This window comes from Desulfosoma sp., assembly GCA_037481875.1.
Taxonomy (GTDB): Bacteria; Desulfobacterota; Syntrophobacteria; order Syntrophobacterales; family DSM-9756; genus Desulfosoma.
Genome location: JBBFKY010000006.1, coordinates 111,116 through 129,949 on the forward strand (window position 1 = coordinate 111,116; position 18,834 = coordinate 129,949).

Below are 18,834 nucleotides of genomic sequence, written 5' to 3' on the forward strand. Positions count from 1 at the left end.
GTCAGTGATCCTCGGAACTTAATCGTTGCACTTTCTCATGACTCAGTGACTCAATGACTTAATGACTCAATGACTTAACGATGTCAGTGACACTCGCAACTTAACCGTTGCACTTTCACCTGACTCTTCTTTTGTTTGTTTTGGCCTTCCCCTGAAGCAAGACTCTGGAAGCCGAGAAAATCCCCTCAACATTCTCGCGCAGACGGAACCCAAAAGCGGTGTTGACGCATCCAGACGATTCTTCGCGACGTTCCCTCACAAATGCTTTGATCCCACCTGCCAACAAGGGTATCTTTCATTTCTTACACGGCTCTTAATGGAGTTTTTCTATGCCAACGATTCGCCTGCAAACTAACAGAAACACTTCCGTTAGGCAAACGCCGAAGTCTTCCGTTGGGCTGTCCGCCTTGTTCGTGATCAAAGGTTTTTTTCTTGCCTGCCTCCGGCGCTTACGTGACATCAAACCCTGGACCCTGCTGGCGGTCCTTTTTGCCATGCATTTTTTCGGCGCCTTTCTTCTCAAGGGCTATCTTACCTTTCGCCATTTGGAACGTTTGGTTCCTTTTTTTGTGCTTGCCTTGGGCTGTGTTTTTTGTCTTTGGGCTTCACGGCATGATTCAAAAGCCAAGGGTTCGACTTTCATGCGTGCGGTTCCCGTGGGGCTTTATGCCTTTTTCATTGTTGCCATGTCCCATCAACCTTTCAAAGGTGTGTCCTTACCGGTCTCGGGCAATGCTTTTCATCCTGTCCTCTACGCCTGCTTCGCTTTCCTTTGGGGATGGTTTCGACTTCCGAGTGTTCAAACCCGAAGCCTTTTGCGTTTTGTGTTGGGAATCCTTATTCCAGGAATCCTTTTTGCCTTAAGCGATGAGTGGCATCAGTCTTGGGTGCCCGGAAGGTCTTGCAGCTTATTGGATGTTTTTCTCGATGTGATCGGGCTTTGCATCGGTTCGGCGGGCTTGCTTGCCTTTCTTCAATGGGCCCCGTTATGGCACCCCTCTCGATTGGAAAAGCCCGTTCAAGAATGGACAAACGTTAAGGTCAGTGCGAGAAGTCCATGAGCATAAAGCCCGGCAGCCACATCATCGGCCACGATACCAAGCCCACCCCTCAGGTGCCGATCGATCTCAGAAACCGGCCAGGGTTTCAGGATGTCCATGGTTCGAAAATAAAGGACTGCAAGGATCATGGAAAGAGGTGTCATCGGAATTCCAATGGTGGTGAACAGAAACCCTACAAGCTCATCAATGACCACCTCCTGAGGATCCCTGCGCCCCAGACCCTTTTCCGCCTCTTCGGCCACCCAACAGGCTCCAAGAAAGAAAATGCCAAGAAACGCGCAAGCCCATCCATAGGGCACCAAGGAAAGCACGTACGCCATAGGAACGCCGGCACCGATGGTGGCCACGGTTCCTGGAGCTACGAAGGCTTTGCCAAGAACACCCAGCCGAGCCACTTTCAAGGCCAAGGACTGCGAAGGTTTTTTCTTTTGAGAGGTCATGAAGACTCCTTGCTCTTGCCGGGGCGATTCATCCGGAATAAAGCCCTCTAAGGTGGGCACGGGGTCAGAATGGCTTGTGCGGCTTGAGGTTTTCCATGAACGACAACCGAAGTTCTGATGCGAAGAATCCGCCGTCTACGTTTCAAATCATTCATCCACACGAGTATGCCTCCTACGGCATCAACCCGCAAGACATTCCCATGGGAACCTTTGCGGCTCAGGACCATCCGTCTTTTCTCATGAGCCGTTATGGCGGCAACGCGTACGGTTTCGGTCTGGTGGAACAAGACAAACTGAGCAACGACGACTACGACTTTCTTGAACGCATCGACTTGAACGACCGTCAAAACATCATTCGCCACGCGGATCGGCTGAACGAGATTTACAAGAAGCTCGGACTTCTTATGCGCTTTTCAAGGCAGGGGACACGCTATTACCTTATCCCCATCAACCTGGTGGCTCAGTCCGTTCAGGACGTGAGATTCAAGGCGGAAGCCGTGGAAAAGGTCATCCTCGACCACGTACAAGCCACGGGTTCCGAAAAACTGGATGTGGCGCTCTTTACCACAACTAAAGACCTTATCGCTCACGATTTGACCGCCCGGCTGTCTAATCACAGGCTTGTAATCCTGGACGACATTCGAAAACTTCGCGCCTGGCGCACTCTTTTCGACGTCGCCATCTTTCCGCGTGATCCTTATGAATACCTTATCGGACAACCGCTTCCAAAACCCAAACGACCCATGCGGAAAAGAAGACGTCTTTTTCGCTACGCCGGCTATATGGCGGGAAAAATTTACGACCTTTTGGAACCTTCCGGAAAGATTCTTGTTCTGGTCGACTATTCAAAATGCGAAACCGAAGCCAAGGACTACCATGTGGAATTCCTCTCGGAGAAGGAATTCAAAAAATTCCTGCTCTTTACGCACGCCTTCAAGACGCACAAGCGTTACACCTCACAGGATCATCCCTTTACGGTCCACCCTTTGGATTTTCAGTGCTATGTGCACCATGACCCTATGACGGACCATTTCATTCAGGAAACATTTAATGTCTCCAACATTCTTAAACTTTCTCTCCTAGATATCGACCGAATGCCGTACCTGGATCACCCTCTGCCGTTTCCCTACAGAAAATCCCGGGCCATGCTCTGGGAAAAGGCCTTCGCTCCCTATTTTGATCTCCATCTGGTGGACACCGTGGGCACCTGGGTTGCGCGGGAAAATTGGCACAAGCGCCTGAGATTGCTGGACGCGTCGCCGAACCAGGTGGGAGTCTTTACCGGCACGCCTCGCCAAGTACCGGTATCTCGAAAAGATGTGGAAGAGAGCGCCAAGAAAAGCGGGATGATGGGATGCCACCCTACCCTGACGGCTTCCTACCGCAATTCTTTTCGTTATGTGCTCGAGGTGTTGCACGCTCTGGCCCATATACGTGACGGGCGATGGGTTCATGTGGGCGAAGTGGAAAGGGATCGGTTGATCAACCCGTTTCGGCGCACGGAACTGAGCGAACACGGGTTTTTGCCGGTTCGACAACTTTTAAGGCAAATGGATAAACTGCAGGCCATCGAGGAAACCCTGAACCCGGATTTTCTGGAAGGGTCCTTGACACCCGTTCTTGAAAACTTGGAAAAACTATCCCTTCACGGCTTCACCCCTGCCCAGCTTCGGGAAATGGTCCTGATCGTCACAGGACACAGCGCCATGAGCCGCATTGTGCTCGGCAAGATGCCCGCCCGCAACCTGAAACCTCTTACCGATGCAGCCGCTGAAGCCAAACTCCATGAGGTTGTGGATCAACTGCGGATTTGCCGTCTCATGAGCGTGGCCGAAATAGCAGCCTCTTTCGGACATCCGCTCTCCTCCGTGCAGATCGATGAGGTGTTTCGCATCTATCACGACGCCGTTCGCGTAGCCACAAACCCTCAACTGGACTGGGACACCCTGGAAGATCAGCGTATCAGCGAAATGGGCGGCGTTCAGTACAAGGCTCTTCGCGAAATGCTCAAATTTTTCAATCTGTTTGATTTCCTCAATTCTTGGCACGAACTTCTGGACAAAGGTCCCTTGGAAAGGGAGGTCCTGTGCGACTACGACCCGGAAAGAATCAGGAAAGTTGAACAGATGGTTCAATTGGCCGGAATGGTGGACCGGTTTCGATCCCGGTTTCAGGACAGCTCCATACCCAGACAAACCTTTTTTTTCCGGCAATTTTTGCAGACAGAATTTCACGGCACAGGCCATCTTTTCCCCTCCTTGGGTCCTGAATGCGGATTCAAGCTGCTGTGGGTGGCGGTACAGGTGAGCCCGCATCGTATTGTGAATTTCAATCCTTTACTGGGATCCCTTCCACGAGATAAACAGGAGGTCCGTCTGCAAAAGATTCGGCAGGCTCTGGAAAACCTTCCCGTTGAAACCATGCATTGGCGGGAATTGGACGGAGTTCGAAAAACCCTGCTTCGAGGCAATCCCGCCTTTTTGCACGATTCAGGTTTACGACTCACCTATGATTCGGTGACCAAAGCTCTCGAAGTTTCTTACGTGGATGTTCAAGAAAACATTGAACTTATGGAAAATCTATTGAGCCAGTTTGAATCCCGTAAACTCAAGGATGTGACTTTCACGGATGTGGCTCACCTGGAACGACTTTTTTCCGAAATTTCAAGCTACAAGCAGTACTTGTCGGAGGAAGGGGGGAAGGAAGCCGACGTGCATCAGGAAGGCCCCCCCAGCCCGCCTGTCATGGGTCTGCGGCTGGCGAGCATCGAAGATCGTCTTCGTCGGGTTTTTCTTTCTCAGATACTTGTTCCGGAAGAAGTCTTCGATACCGTTCGTCTTTTGGTCGAACACTGCCCCAATGTGCTGCGTTTTGTCATGCCTGACCTGCATCATCTCGGTCAGCTTATGGAACACCGGCCGGCACGGAAACGCCAGTCCGTCGGTGCGTACATCATGCGTTGCCTTGAAAAATTTCAATCCCTTATCCATAAAGACAGGGACAGCTTTCAAGACCTCAACACTTTCTACCAAAAGGCCAAACAGGAATTCGGTCCTTTGGCGACTGAAGATATCGGAGCCAAACACCATCAACTGGAAACGCTTGAACACTTTCTGGAACGTCTTCATCGAGAGCGGCCGGCTCTGATCCAGGCCTTGACCTTAGCCTTGCTGTTTCAAGATCTGGGCAAGCTTGAAATCTATACAGAACAGTACAAGATTCTCGGACGTGTCTGGACCCATGCCGAACGCAGTGCCCGTATTCTTCAACTGCGCGGCATTCTCAATCAATACAATCTCTCCCAAGAAGTACGAGACCTGACCTTTGAACTTATCCGCCATCACGGCCTCATGGGCCATGTCATTCAGGGTTCGGAACCCGTAACAGCTTTGGAACTCCTGGTCCAAAACAAAGACAAGGATCTTCTGGACGCTTTCGTGCTTCACGCCGTTCTTGCAGCCGCTTCCGTGGAAGAAGGGCTTTTGACCGAGGATCTTCTGGATCTCTTTTTGGAATACCGCCACCAATGTCTTCATGTGATCAAAACGGGTGGTTCCTGGCACCAAGACCGCCTTGAAAAAATCCGCGAAAAAGGTCAGGCCTTTCTTCACGGATCGGAATCCGTTCCCAGACTCCTGGCTTTTTCCAGCTCAAGAAAGGATCTGCCCCCTGTCTATTCCCAAGAAATAGAAGACGACGATGAAGCTCTCTGGTGCGGGCGCCAAATCGAAGCCTTTGAGAGACTCCTGCGCCTTATGGGCATCGCCTGGGTAGACTTTCAAGACCTGCAAATGGCTTCCATGAATGTCCCCATAGCCTTCATTCATCATCAAAAGGGACTTCGAAGCCTCGGATTGCAACACTTCAACAAGGACTTTGCCAAGGCCCTGGAAATCCTAGAAACACTCCAGCACATGGACTCATCCCTTCGAACCTACATTCTCTTCAGCCTGGACCCTTTAGGGGGCTCTTTTCGTATCTACGACTTCCAGCATTTTCCTCCATTCCTTTCCGTCCCAGCCTGCCTGAAGCTGCTGGCCATCGGTTTCATGGCCTACCACCGACACCTCACGAGCATGCCCCGCGGCGGGCTTGTAAGTTTTCGCCCCTTAAGCCAGATGGTTCGCTATCGTCACGAAGTCCTGGAAGACTATCTTCGAGATCTTATTCTTGAAAACCCGTCCACATGGATATCAGAAACAGCCTGCTGGGAAACCGTCACTTATTTCCTTCTGGTCGAAACCAGCCCATTCGGGCCGGGAGTCCGACTCAGTCTTCGCGGAAGCCTTCAGGTAGAATCCCTGCTCCACGCCATCTCCAGCGCCAAAACTCACGAAGATCTTCGCCAAATGTACCGAGAACAGATGAAAAAAATGCACTCCTCTCCTTTTATGACACCGGAACAGCTGGAGCATCTTAAGGTTGTCTATCATCAACGTATGGAGGAAATCAGCCGAGAGCTCCTTTTCGATATTCAAAAGGCTTTGGCAGGCCTTACTTCCTTTGAAGAACTGGATCACTTTCGCACGCGTTTATCCGAATCCTTATCCAGAGCGGTCCTTTCCGAAGAGGATCATTTTCTTATCGAAGAAATGCTGGATCATCATCGAAGCCGACTTCGAGACGAATTCCTAACAAAGGTGGCGGAAAAGGTTTACGCGCTGAAAGACCCGAGATCTCTCACGGCCTACTGGAATTCGGTGAAAACAGAACTTTTTCGATTCCGACATTATGTGGGCAAGGAATACGAAGCCATGATCGCTTCGTATATCGACACGCAGCTTCAAAGCCCATCATCCTAGGCACTGCTCCCCGTCGAACAACCTCGTTACGGGCTTTCGGAAGAGGGAACTTCTTGAGGTTCCTTAAGCGGTAAAATGAAATAGATGGTGTTGCCGTACTTTTTCGGTTCGCACCCCACTTCACCACCGTGAATCTCGACCACGTTTTTGACGAAATGAAGACCATGACCCGTGCCTCTTTCACGACCCACATTGGAGGCTCGAAACCCTTCATCAAAGAGCCTCTTCGCCTCCTCGGCAGAAAGAGGCTGACCGGTGGTAAAGATGCTGAATTGAACCCCGTGCACCCCTTCACCGAAATGGTTCTTCAAAATTTTTCGGTGATAGGAAACAAACTTGATCTTTTGCCCTCGAGAGTCTTCCACTTCCCGAGTGTACTTGAGGGCGTTGGAAAAAAGATTTTCAAATACCTGAGAAATCAGCCCCTTATCCACAAGGAGCGTCACCTCTTCGTCGGGAATATCTTCCAGCTTGTTGTCCACCATGATGCCTGCCTTGGCAAACAGCGGCTGGTAACGCTCCAAAATAGGCTGAATGATCTCCGTTCTAAAATTGCATGGCTGTCGACGCAAAACATAGGTGCCTTTCTCAAAATGATCCCGCCGCAGCAAGGTTTCCAGAAAAAGACTGGAATGTTCATAATGCTTCTTTAAGGCCTGATACTCTTCCTCCAAAACGTCGTTGTGGGTGGCCAAACTGTGATACAGCTCGCATAGTTCTCGACAAAGGCTGCTGTCATCCGTTTGAATGAACATAATAAGGTCTCGAAGCTCTTCCTGGACCTTTCGATAATCTTCTAGGGATTTCTTCAGGCGGATCAGAAAAAGTTTGTAATAAAGATTCGGAGAAATGACATTGTGCTCAATATCCGCGACCAGTTGATTGATGAATTTTATGTGCTGAATGTTTTGTTGAAACAGCAGTTTTTGATGCAGGTTATACCCTATGCGGTTGCTGAATTTTTCCAGAAAAAAAAGCTCTTTTTCATCAATGCGTTCTTTGGGGTAGATTTCAAAGAGCCCGAGAATGGGGCTTTGACCGGTTAAGGGAAGCCATTGGGTTAGAGCCACATTGCCGCGAATGGGAAGAATATAGGAATGGTCCGTTTCCGCAATGTTTTCGGATAAAGTCGGGACACCTCGGGTTCGTTCCCTTCCCTCGATGAGGCCCTCTTCACTGGTGCAGACTTTTTCCAGTCGACCTGTCTTGTGATCCAACACATAGAGACGGCTTTCCAAGCCGAAAAATTCTTTGGGCACCGTGATGCAGATCAGGTAAAGGTTTTCCAAGCTGGTGAATTCTTGAGCCAAGTCAAAAAAAGTGGCGAAGGCTTCTTCCTGAAGTCTTTCAAAATTGTAGCGTTCGTAGGCTTCTTTTTTTTCACGAACCCGCGCCGCCATGTGCTCAAGGACTTCGCTGCCCATCGTTTTTACGGCTCCTTTGTGTGCCTTTTAAGCTTTTCAAGAGAGAGGAAATTCCAGCTCCGATTTGAGGTCCCTTTCCATAAGGTCCCAGACGGCCTGGCGAGGATCTTTCTTTTCCTGTAGGATCTTATACATTTGTTCGCAGATGGGCATTTCCACGTTCATCTTTTTGGCCAGCGCATAGACGGAGGTGCAGGTTCGAATCCCTTCCGCCACCATTGTCATGTCCGCCAAAATTTCCTCAAGCGATTCCCCACGTCCCAAGCGAAATCCCACCGTGCGGTTACGGCTTAAGTCCCCGGTGCAGGTGAGAAGCAGATCCCCGATGCCTGAAAGGCCCGCAAAGGTCAGGGGATGTGCCCCCAAACGGACCCCCAGCCGAGTAATCTCCGCCAGACCTCGTGTGATAAGAGCCGCTCGAGTATTGAGGCCGTAACCTAAGCCATCGCAGACTCCTGCGGCAATGGCGATAACGTTTTTCAAAGCACCGGCCAGTTCTACACCCACTTTGTCCGGACTTGTGTACACTCGAAAATAAGGCGTGTGAAAAACGTGCTGAACCTCTTTAGCCGTTTCCAAATCTTCGGCGGCCACGGTGACAGCCGTCGGCGTCTTTTCCATCACTTCACGGGCAAAGGAAGGCCCTGCCAGAGTGACCACACGGACTCCCAAGGATTCCGGCAGAAGTTCTTTCCAGATTCCGGACATGGTCAGAAGCGTTTCGTTTTCGATGCCTTTGGTGGCGGAAACAATTACCGCGTTCTTTTCCAGATAGGGGATCATTTGAACCGCCACCGATCGATAAACATGGGAAGGCACCACCATCACCAGCAAACGCCGCCCTCGCGTGACTTCCTCGATATCTCCCGACGCATCAATCCGTTCACTCAAAGTAAACCCGGAAAGATATAGTGTGTTTTCCCTGGTTTTTTGAATGGCTTTAACCAGGTCCTTTTCAAAGACCCACAAGGACACCGCGTAACCTTTTTCGGCTAAAAGATGAGCCAGAGTGGTCCCCCAGCTTCCAGCTCCAATAACCCCTATGCGATTTATGCGGCTCACAGAGATGTCTCCTCCTCATCCGCTTCCGCCACCACCGCTACGTCCACAATTTCTTCCGAAGCGTCCAAGTCCATGAGCTTGACACCTTGGGTGGATCGACCCATCTCTCGAATGTCCTGGACTCTCAGGCGAATCAGTCGGCCCGTGTTGGTGATCAGGAGCACCTCATCCTCTTCTCGAACCTGACGAAACGCCACCACTTCACCGTTCTTCTCGGTGATGCGCAGATTCAAGACCCCCTGACCCCCTCGACCCTGCACCCTGTACTCCGAAGAGGAGGTTCTTTTTCCAAAACCCTTGCGCGTCACAACCAGCATGGAGGAGCCTTCTTCGATGGTGTCCATGCCCACCAACGTGCTTCCTGCCAGTTCCATGGCCTTGACTCCTCGAGCCTCCCTGCCCATAGGCCGCACAGTCTCCTCAGAAATACGAATGCATTTTCCGGCGCGCGTCATGAAGAAGAGATCCTTCTTGCCGTCCGTCATGCAGGCTGCAATCAGTTCATCCCCTTCATCGATACCTATGGCACGTATGCCAGTGCTGCGCGGATTGGCAAAAGCTCTCAGTTCCGTTTTCTTGACCACGCCGTTTCTCGTGGCCATAACCACGAAGCCGTCCTGGTCGAAATTCTTCACCGGCATGACCGTTGCCACCCTTTCGCCTTCCTGCAATGGCAACAGGTTCACAATGGCCTTTCCCATGGATGCCGGCCCCACTTCGGGTATGGCATACACTTTCAGCCAATAGACACGCCCTTGGGACGTAAAGACCAACAGGTAGTCGTGGGTTGAAGCGGTAAACAGAGCCCGCACAAAGTCTTGTTCGCGAATACTCATGCCGGTTCGGCCTTTGCCTCCGCGCCTCTGACTTCGGTAGGTGTCCACCGGCGTTCTTTTCACATAGCCTGCATGGGAAATGGTGACGACCACCTCTTTTTCGTGAATAAGATCTTCCAAGGAAACATCCCGGGCCTCGCCCAGGATTTCCGTTCGGCGGGCATCTCCGTACGTTTCCATGATCTCCTGAAGCTCCTGATGGATCAACTCGTCCACCAAGGCCGAAGACGCCAAAATGGCTCGAAACCGTTCAATATCCTTGAGCAATTGTTCGTATTCGTTCAAGATTTTTTCTCTTTCCAGAGCCGTCAATCTCTGCAAGCGCATATCCAGAATAGCCTGGGCCTGGACCTCGCTGAGCTCCAAAAAGGTCATCAATCTTTCCTTGGCCGCTGCAGGGTTGGGAGCCGATCGAATCCATTGAATGACCTGGTCCAAATGATCCAAAGCCTTCTTTAAGCCTTCCAAAACATGGGCCCTTTTTTCCGCCTGCTGCAGTTCGTAACGGGTCCTTCGCACCACCACGTCACGACGAAAATTTAAAAAGTGTTCCAGAAGGCTTTTTAGATCCAGAAGTTCCGGACGATTATTGACCACGGCCAACAAGGTGACTCCAAAGGTGGATTCCACGGCCGTGAACTTATAAAGCTGGTTCTCAACCACCTGAGGGTTTTCTCCAGCCTTGAGCGAAAGGACAATACGCATGCCTTCGCGACTGGATTCGTCGCGAATGTCTTGAATCCCCTGAATCCTTTTTTCTTTCACCAGCTCGGCGATGCGTTCCAAGAGCCTGGCTTTGTTCACTTGAAAAGGCAATTCCGTGATAAGGATCTGGCGTCTTTTGCCTGTTTCCTCAATTTCCACTCGTCCACGGACGCGAATGAGACCGCGGCCCGTCTCATAGGCTTCCCGAATGCCCTCGGTTCCCACGATAAAGCCGCCTGTAGGGAAATCAGGCCCGGGAATGTAACGCATCAGGTCCCGAACGCCGGCTTCGGGGTTTTTGAGAAGCCACTGAAGAGCGCGGCACAGTTCCGTAATGTTATGGGGGGGAATGTTGGTGGCCATCCCCACGGCAATGCCGGAAGCTCCATTGAGGAGAAGATTGGGCACTCGAGTGGGAAGAACCGAGGGTTCCTTCAGGGAATTATCGTAGTTGGGCAGAAAGTCCACGGTTTCTTTTTCAATGTCCTGGAGAAACTCGTGGGCGAGACGAGCCATACGGATTTCGGTGTAACGCATGGCGGCTGGAGGATCCCCGTCAATGGATCCAAAGTTGCCTTGTCCGTCCACCAAAGGATAGCGCATGGAAAAGTCTTGAGCCATGCGCACGATGGTGTCGTAGACCGCCGCGTCACCATGAGGATGGTATTTACCGATGACATCCCCGACGATGCGCGCGGATTTTTTGTAAGGCTTGTTGTAATCGTTTTTGAGTTCGTACATGGCGTAAAGGACGCGCCGATGGACAGGCTTCAGGCCGTCGCGCACATCAGGCAAAGCCCGGCCGATGATCACGCTCATGGCGTAATCAAGGTACGAGAGTTTGATTTCATCCTCGATATTGACAGTCGGTAAACTCATACGAATCCTCTTTGGCAATCAATGCCATATCTTTCGAAACGTCAAGAGTGGACCCATGGGCCCTATGCTAGGCTCCCCCATCAGATATCCAACTCTCGAAAGTCTAAAGCGTTCACCTGAATAAACTCGCGACGGGGCTCCACACGATCTCCCATGAGCGTCGTAAACAGCTCGTCGGCCATGTACTCATCATCGATACGCACTTTCAAAAGGGTGCGACTTTCAGGGTTCATGGTTGTTTCCCAAAGCTGTTCCGGGTTCATTTCCCCAAGACCTTTGTAACGCTGCACCGTGATGCCTTTATAAGCCTCTTCCTTGAGGTACTGGAACAAAGCCTCGGGCTCATGAAGCGTTATCTCTCCACCCGCGGTGACCACTCGATAGGGTCGTTCATCCAAAACAGCCAGTTCCTTGGAAAGCTCCAAAAGCTTTCGAAATTCCACAGATTTCAGAAAGCTATAGCTTAACCGAAACCTTTCCTGGCCGTTTGTGGGTTGCCAGATCTCCAGATCATAACCGCGGTGTTCCTCTTCCATCTCAATGTGAGACACGGCATACCCGGCCGCATCCAAAGCTTCTCGAAGTCTTTCCATGCAGGATTGGTCCTCGGGAACGAAATCTTCGTGGGCCAGGCTTTGAGCCAGAAATCCCAGCAAGGCACGGCGAATCCCCTTTCGAGCCAGACGTTCCAGACATTCTTCGTACTGGGCATAAGTCTTTCGCAGTTTCACCAGTCGATCCGGGCTTAAGGCCTCCTCCCGCCGCCCTAAGAACACCTGGTGCTTTTCCGCAGCACGCGTCATCAAAAAGGCCTCCAGCTCCGAGTCGTCCTTGAGGTAGAGTTCTTTCTTGCCGGCGGCCACACGGTACAGAGGGGGCTGCGCGATGAAGAGATGGCCTCGCTCGATGAGGTCCGGCATCATACGGAAAAAGAAGGTGAGAAGCAGTGTGCGGATGTGAGCACCGTCCACATCGGCGTCTGTCATGATAATGATTTTATGGTAACGGAGCTTTGCCGGATCAAATTCATCCTGCCCGATGCCGGTTCCCAGAGCCGAAATCATGGTGCGAATTTCCTGGTTTTCCAGCATCTTATCAAACCTGGCCTTTTCCACGTTGAGAATCTTGCCACGCAAAGGAAGCACCGCCTGAAACCTTCGATCCCGCCCCTGCTTGGCGGATCCTCCTGCGGAATCCCCTTCCACAATGAAAATTTCGCTTTTTTCCGGATCCCTTTCTTGACAATCGGCCAGTTTTCCAGGCAGGGAATGGTCACTGAGAATGCCTTTGCGCCGGGTCAGTTCCTTGGCCTTTCGAGCGGCTTCGCGAGCGCGCATGGCTTCCAGAACCTTGTCCAAGACGGCGCGAATGACCTTCGGGTTTTCCTCAAAAAAGGCGCTGAGCTTCTCATAGCTCAAGGTTTCCACCATGCCCTTGACGTCACTGTTGCCCAGCTTGGTCTTGGTTTGCCCTTCAAACTGAGGTTCTCGAAGCTTGACACTCACCACCGCCGAAAGGCCTTCACGAACATCGTCGCCGGTCATGCGTTCCACGTCGGGCTTGGGAACCTTGTTTTGCAAGGCATACTGCTTGATACTTCGAGTCAACCCCGCCTTAAAACCCACAAGATGCGATCCACCTTCTCGCGTATTGATGTTATTGGCGAAGGTGAAAATTTTTTCGTTATAGGTACGATTGTACTGGAGTGCTATTTCAATCACGACATCCTGGCGTTTACCTTCAATGTAAATGACTTCCGGATGCAGGGGCTCCTTATTTCGGTTCAAATATTCAACAAACTGAATGAGACCCCCTTCGTAATGGAACTTTTTTTCCTTGGACGTGCGCTCATCGATAAGGTCAATGCGAAGCCCTTTATTAAGGAAAGCCAACTCCCGCATTCTTTGGGATAAAATATCGAAACTTAAATCCGTATCGGTGAAGATTTCTGGATCGGGCTTAAAGGTGACACGGGTGCCTCTTCGGCGTGTTTCCCCGATCTGTTCCAAGGGCGTCTTGGTCTGACCCCGTTCATACCTCTGAAAATAGATTCGACCTCCACGGCGAATTTCCACCTCAAGAAATTCGCTGAGAGCGTTCACCACCGACACCCCCACCCCGTGAAGGCCTCCTGAAACTTTGTAGACAGCATCATCGAACTTGCCGCCGGCATGCAGCCTGGTCATGACCACTTCCACAGCGGGCAGACCTTCCTTTTCGTGAATATCCACAGGAATACCCCGCCCGTTGTCCTCCACGGTCACGCTGCCGTCCAGATGCACCGTTACCTGAATGTGGTCGCAATAGCCCGCCAAGGCTTCGTCTATACTGTTGTCCACCACTTCATAGACGAGCTGATGCAACCCTTCCGTGGAAACATTGCCGATGTACATGGAAGGGCGCTTGCGTACCGGCTCCAGACCTTCCAAAACCGTGATGCGGTCGCCCGTGTATTCCTCAGAAGCTGGGTCGTGAATCGTGTCTTGCGGCACATTCGGCCATTGTTGCGTGTTATGCTCCATAGTGAGCCTCTTTCTCACACCATCGAATGTCCTTGAACCCCAACCGACCACCTTTTTGGCGAGTTGGGTTGCAAGGCAAGGATTTAAAACACTCCTTTATACTCTCTTTTTGCGGCGGTTTCAACGAAAGGTTGGCTGTAAAAAAAGAATTTTTGATGGAATTCCAAATTTTTATGATACATGCGATGGGGGGGACGGTCAGGATGTTGCCGACGGCGCGGCGCGCTCTTGACCGTGCAAATCGCGAAGGATTTTATATCATCAGGGGCATGATGAGGGCGAAGATGCCCGGCTCTTGCGGATCTCTAAAGACGCCCCCATGGTATTCGTCCACCCACTCAAACCAAACATGAGACCCGGTCAATACTTGAAGCACGTCCATGACATAGCGAATATTAAAGGCGATGGAAAAGTTTTCCCCAGAGTATTCCAAGGGAATTTCCTCATAAGCTGAGCCGTAATCGACACTGCCGGCTTCCAAGCTCAATTGGTTCTGCGAAATAAGGAATCGAACATGCATCGCCGAAGTGTCACTCACCACGGCCATACGGCGCAAGGCGGCCTGCAGTTCAGCTCTGGGGACCTCCAGACGCCCTTGAACCGTCTGGGGAATGATCACCTCGTATTTGGGAAAAGCTTCCTCCAAAAGATGTACGGACAAATATGTGTCCTGCGTCTGAAAAATGAGGCGGTTTTCCTGAAGGGCTCCCTCGACGGTCTCTGTTTTTTCCAAAAATCTCAAGATTTCCTGAACCCCTTTCCGAGGCACCACGACCCCTTGGGCATCCGAAAAAAAGGATTCAGAGGGAAAGGCGATCTCATTCAAGGCCAAGCGATGTCCGTCCGAACTAACCAAACGTAACCGATCGGGTGCAACAGGATGCCAGAACATACCCAATACACTGATGGCATCTTCACTTTCAGGAACCGCATGCAGCGTACTTTCCAAACCACGGCGAAGCCCGGCTGGATCCAGCGGATGGGTCTGAGCCGGTACCGTCGTTTCAAAATGGGGAAAATCCACGGCAGGAATGGTCGCTAACATGTAGTTGACGGTTCCTGCCGTCACACTCAATCGATCGTTCTCAAGCAGCTCGCACCGTATCCTATCCTGACGAAGCTCCTTGAGACTTTCCAGAAACTTTCTGGCCGAAACGGTTGTTTGTCCTGCAAATTCCACGTCCGCATCGATGCGGGTTCGGATACTGAGATTCAGATCTGTTGCCGAAAGATACAGTTGGCCATCCGCAACGGCATCCAGCATCACATGGGTTAAAACTTGCATGGCTGCACGCCTTTGTTCGGTAACTCCCACAACCTTTTGTAATCCGGCCACTAATGTTTCACGATGCGCTGTCCACTTCATGGTGTCGATCCAACCCTGTTTTTGGTTCTACTTTGTTTTATGCTTAAGGAGAGTGATCATCATAAATCAAACCTTGTTCAATTGTCAAAAGACGCTCTAAGAACTTCATTTTTCTGCCAAATTTCTTGAACCTTTTCTCGATCTTTTCAAGTCCGTTGTGCACCTGACGAAAGGGGTTCCGGAAAATTATGCACAATTTTGAACAAATGTTTCAGGATTTCAGCCAGGATTTTGCCGTTTCAGCACCGGTGATTTGTCGAGCCAAATGACTTGGAGCTCAAGGCTTCTCGTGACTTTTCCCCTTGACAACCACCCTCAGGTTCAGTACGGTGCTTTGGAATGTGAAAAATAGTTCTTGTAGGAATGACCGTTCCCCATCTTCGCTCTCGTCATTGCAAGGTTTGGAATAGGCAGATTGCTCACGGCGTGTCAACAGGCATATCGCCTGTTTGGACCGTGGTGAATAGTGGGCGCCTCAAAGGGCGCGTAAGCCTCTGAGGGCAAGCCCAAAGGCTGATCTTTAACGAGTACATGAAGGAGGAAGCTATGCCGTACGATCCGACCAAGATGGCAGATTGGCAGATTTCTGAGGAAGCGGAAAAGAACATGCCCACGCCTGACCAATGGCGGGAAAAATTGGGCTTGCAAAAGGATGAGGTCATTCCCATCGGCCGTTTGTGCCGGCTGAACTTCATGAAGATCATCGAGAGGCTTAAAGACAAGCCGGACGGCAAATACATCGAAGTGACGGCCATCACGCCGACGCCGCTTGGCGAAGGCAAAAGCACCACGTCTTTGGGTCTTATAGAAGGTCTGGGAAAGCGAGGTAAGAATGTAGGCGGCTGCTTACGGCAACCTTCCGGTGGTCCCACCATGAACGTCAAAGGCACGGCAGCCGGCGGCGGCAACGCCTTGCTCATTCCCATGACGGAATTTTCCATGGGCCTCACCGGCGATATCAATAACATCATGAACGCCCATAACCTGGCCATGGTGGCCTTGACGGCTCGTATGCAGCATGAGCGCAACTACACGGATGAACAGCTGCAAAGACTGACCCGTATGCGCCGTTTGGACATCGATCCCACCCGCGTGGAAATGGGCTGGGTCATCGATTTTTGTGCTCAAGCGCTGCGCAATATCGTCATCGGTTTAGGCGGTCGTTACGACGGCTACACGATGCAATCCAAGTTCGGCATTGCCGTCAGTTCTGAGATTATGGCGATCTTGTCCATCGTCACGGACCTGGCTGATCTTCGCGATAGGATGGGTAAAATCACGGTGGCCTTTGACAAGCGAGGCAATCCCGTAACTACCGGTGATTTGGAAGTGGCCGGAGCCATGACGGCTTTCATGGTGGAATCCATCAACCCGACCCTGTGCAGCACCGCCGAATACCAACCTTGCATGGTTCATGCCGGACCGTTTGCCAACATCGCCGTAGGCCAGTCCTCCATCATCGGCGACCGAGTGGGCCTCAAACTGTTTGACTACCATGTCACAGAAAGCGGCTTTGCGGCGGACATCGGCTTTGAGAAATTCTGGAACGTGAAATGCCGTTTCAGCGGCTTGAAACCTCATGTTTCCGTTTTGACCACCACCATTCGCGCCTTGAAGATGCACGGCGGCGGCCCGAAGGTTGTGGCGGGTCTTCCGCTGCCGGAAGAGTACACCAAGGAAAACGTGGCCTTGGTGGAAAAAGGTGTGGCCAACATGGTGCACCACATCAACACCATTCGCAAGTCGGGTATGAACCCGGTGGTCTGTATCAATGCGTTTCATACCGACACCAAGGACGAGATCGCGGTGGTGCGCAAAGCGGCCGAAGCGGCTGGAGCCCGGTGTGCCCTTTCCGAGCATTGGCTCAAGGGCGGCGAAGGGGCGCTGGAATTGGCCGATGCGGTCATCGAGGCCTGCGAACAGCCCAGCGAATTCAAGTTCCTCTATCCGTTGGAAATGAAGCTGCGTGACCGCGTGGAACTCATTGCCAAGGAAGTGTACGGTGCCGATGGTGTGGCTTGGCAGCCTGAAGCGGAAGCCAAAGCGAAGATGCTGGAATCCGATCCCATGTACGCCGACTTCGCCACCATGATGGTGAAAACCCACCTGAGCTTGACCCACGACCCGTCGCTCAAGGGTGTTCCCAAAGGCTGGATTCTGCCGATCCGCGACGTTTTGATCTACTCGGGAGCGAAGTTCCTCTGCCCGTGCGCTGGAACCATCAGCCTCATGCCCGGCACTTCCTCCGATCCGGCGTTCCGCCGCATTGATGTGGATGTCAAGACCGGAAAGGTCATGGGCCTGTTCTAACCCTAAACCGACCTGATGACGGCGGGGGGATTCATGCCCCCCGCTGTCCTTTTTGAATCGAAAAGGAGGGCAACATGTCCGCGAAACTCATTAAAGGGGCGGAAGTCGCCAAACAGATTCGAGAAGAACTGGCCGAAGAGGTCAAACGCATAAAAGAAAAGTACGGTGTCGAACCGGGCCTTGTCACCATCTTGGTAGGGGAAAACCCGGCGTCTCAGAGCTATGTGAGGGCCAAGCAAAAAGCGGCCCATGAACTGGGCTTCTATTCGGTCCAGGACAATCAGCCGGCGGATATTTCCGAGGATGCCCTTTTGGCCCTTATCGACAAATACAACAAGGATCCTAAGATCGACGGAATCCTGGTGCAGTTGCCTTTGCCCAAGCATATCGATGAAAACAAAGTGCTCTACGCCATCGATCCCGGCAAAGATGTGGACGCCTTTCACCCCTTTAACGTCGGCAAACTCATGATCGGTCAACCCGATTATCTCCCTTGCACACCCGCAGGCATTCAGGAACTCCTGATCCGCTCAGGAACGGAAACCTCCGGTGCCGAAGTGGTGGTCATCGGTCGTTCCAACATTGTGGGGAAACCCATTGCCGTCATGATGATGCAAAAGGGTAAGGGCGCCAACGCCACGGTCACTGTGTGCCATACTCGCACGAAGGATGTGCAGTTCCACACGAAACGGGCTGACATTCTCATTGTGGCCGCAGGGGTCACGGAATACGTCAAAGGCGATTGGATCAAACCGGGCGCTGTGGTCATTGACGTAGGTGTCAACGAAGTGGGCCAGACGGCCGACGGTAAACGAATCCTCAAAGGCGATGTGGCTTTTGACGAAGCCAAGGAAGTGGCGAGCGCCATCACGCCTGTTCCCGGAGGCGTAGGCCCCATGACCATTACCATGCTCATGAAAAACACGGTGCGAGCCTGCAAAGTCCATCACAACATCAAGGACTAAAAGGCCCGAACGGCATCAAGCCACCTCAAAAACTTCGAACAGCCGGTTTCCTAACCGAAGCTCAGGACACCCTGAGCATCTCCTCTCTTTGACCATCGGGCCTTCCATGATCACACTGGTGGGGCGGACCGACGTGTCCGCCCCAAAGAAATAATGGCAGGATGGAACGCAGCCCTGGGGATTTCAAGGCGTCTGCGGCCCAAGGCTCCAGGTTCTTGTAGAGGCGGGGAGAAGTGTCTGCGCCGAAAACGTCCGGGTGCCGGAGGTTTTTTGGGGCGCACACACCGATGCGCCCTTCCAGAGTTTTGATGCTATGGGTGCAGCCATTGGTCTTGGGCTGTGGCATCCGGATACGGCCAAGATTCATGATTGAAGATTTTGCAAGGACGATCTCCTGTAGGCGCCTGTGCCTTTGGAGGGGCGGACCGACACGTGTCCGCTCCAAAAAAAGGGGGCGATGGG

Annotated in this window: 10 protein-coding genes; 4 read left to right on the plus strand and 6 right to left on the minus strand. The window is 51.9% G+C overall.

The window, feature by feature from the left end:
• Nucleotides 1-329: 329 nt before the first annotated feature.
• Complete coding sequence (locus WHS46_09795) at nucleotides 330-1,061, plus strand: VanZ family protein (GenBank protein ID MEJ5348966.1); 732 nt, start codon at nucleotides 330-332, stop codon at nucleotides 1,059-1,061.
• On the opposite strand, the gene WHS46_09800 is transcribed toward WHS46_09795, so the two are convergent.
• Nucleotides 1,019-1,501 (minus strand): phosphatidylglycerophosphatase A, encoded by a 483-nt coding sequence (locus tag WHS46_09800; GenBank protein ID MEJ5348967.1) that lies wholly within the window; start codon nucleotides 1,499-1,501, stop codon nucleotides 1,019-1,021. The genes WHS46_09795 and WHS46_09800 overlap by 43 nt on opposite strands.
• Before the next feature lie 95 nt (nucleotides 1,502-1,596).
• On the opposite strand from WHS46_09800, the gene WHS46_09805 reads away from it, so the two are divergent.
• Nucleotides 1,597-6,303, plus strand: coding sequence for a hypothetical protein (locus WHS46_09805; protein ID MEJ5348968.1), 4,707 nt, complete (start codon nucleotides 1,597-1,599; stop codon nucleotides 6,301-6,303).
• A gap of 26 nt (nucleotides 6,304-6,329) precedes the next feature.
• On the opposite strand, the gene WHS46_09810 is transcribed toward WHS46_09805, so the two are convergent.
• From WHS46_09810 to dnaN, 5 genes are all read right to left on the minus strand, one after another.
• Nucleotides 6,330-7,727 carry a HAMP domain-containing sensor histidine kinase gene (locus tag WHS46_09810; protein ID MEJ5348969.1) on the minus strand — a complete coding sequence of 466 codons (1,398 nt, stop codon included), beginning with the start codon at nucleotides 7,725-7,727 and terminating at the stop codon, nucleotides 6,330-6,332.
• 36 nt (nucleotides 7,728-7,763) lie between these two features.
• Nucleotides 7,764-8,789 carry an NAD(P)H-dependent glycerol-3-phosphate dehydrogenase gene (locus WHS46_09815; protein ID MEJ5348970.1) on the minus strand — a complete coding sequence of 342 codons (1,026 nt, stop codon included), beginning with the start codon at nucleotides 8,787-8,789 and terminating at the stop codon, nucleotides 7,764-7,766.
• Nucleotides 8,786-11,209 (minus strand): DNA gyrase subunit A, encoded by a 2,424-nt coding sequence (gene gyrA / locus WHS46_09820; protein ID MEJ5348971.1) that lies wholly within the window; start codon nucleotides 11,207-11,209, stop codon nucleotides 8,786-8,788. The genes WHS46_09815 and gyrA overlap by 4 nt, the downstream gene beginning before the upstream one ends.
• An 80-nt stretch (nucleotides 11,210-11,289) precedes the next feature.
• Nucleotides 11,290-13,731, minus strand: coding sequence for a DNA topoisomerase (ATP-hydrolyzing) subunit B (gyrB, locus tag WHS46_09825; GenBank protein ID MEJ5348972.1), 2,442 nt, complete (start codon nucleotides 13,729-13,731; stop codon nucleotides 11,290-11,292).
• Between the two features lie 253 nt (nucleotides 13,732-13,984).
• Nucleotides 13,985-15,097: a DNA polymerase III subunit beta gene (dnaN, locus tag WHS46_09830; protein ID MEJ5348973.1), complete on the minus strand. Its 1,113-nt coding sequence runs from the start codon at nucleotides 15,095-15,097 to the stop codon at nucleotides 13,985-13,987.
• 546 nt (nucleotides 15,098-15,643) lie between these two features.
• On the opposite strand from dnaN, the gene WHS46_09835 reads away from it, so the two are divergent.
• Both WHS46_09835 and WHS46_09840 read left to right on the plus strand, forming a co-directional pair.
• Entirely contained in the window at nucleotides 15,644-17,407 is a 1,764-nt protein-coding gene (locus WHS46_09835) for a formate--tetrahydrofolate ligase (GenBank protein ID MEJ5348974.1), read from the plus strand.
• A gap of 74 nt (nucleotides 17,408-17,481) precedes the next feature.
• Nucleotides 17,482-18,372, plus strand: a complete 891-nt coding sequence (locus WHS46_09840; protein MEJ5348975.1) for a tetrahydrofolate dehydrogenase/cyclohydrolase catalytic domain-containing protein — start codon at nucleotides 17,482-17,484, stop codon at nucleotides 18,370-18,372.
• Nucleotides 18,373-18,834: the final 462 nt, after the last annotated feature.

Bases quoted from the DNA above. Each gene is read 5' to 3' on its own strand.
- gyrB (MEJ5348972.1), bottom strand. From the start codon at position 13,731: ATGGAGCATAACACGCAACAATGGCCGAATGTGCCGCAAGACACGATT.
- WHS46_09810 (MEJ5348969.1), bottom strand. From the start codon at position 7,727: ATGGGCAGCGAAGTCCTTGAGCACATGGCGGCGCGGGTTCGTGAAAAA.
- WHS46_09835 (MEJ5348974.1), top strand. From the start codon at position 15,644: ATGCCGTACGATCCGACCAAGATGGCAGATTGGCAGATTTCTGAGGAA.
- dnaN (MEJ5348973.1), bottom strand. From the start codon at position 15,097: ATGAAGTGGACAGCGCATCGTGAAACATTAGTGGCCGGATTACAAAAG.
- WHS46_09795 (MEJ5348966.1), top strand. From the start codon at position 330: ATGCCAACGATTCGCCTGCAAACTAACAGAAACACTTCCGTTAGGCAA.
- WHS46_09805 (MEJ5348968.1), top strand. From the start codon at position 1,597: ATGAACGACAACCGAAGTTCTGATGCGAAGAATCCGCCGTCTACGTTT.
- WHS46_09800 (MEJ5348967.1), bottom strand. From the start codon at position 1,501: ATGACCTCTCAAAAGAAAAAACCTTCGCAGTCCTTGGCCTTGAAAGTG.
- gyrA (MEJ5348971.1), bottom strand. From the start codon at position 11,209: ATGAGTTTACCGACTGTCAATATCGAGGATGAAATCAAACTCTCGTAC.
- WHS46_09840 (MEJ5348975.1), top strand. From the start codon at position 17,482: ATGTCCGCGAAACTCATTAAAGGGGCGGAAGTCGCCAAACAGATTCGA.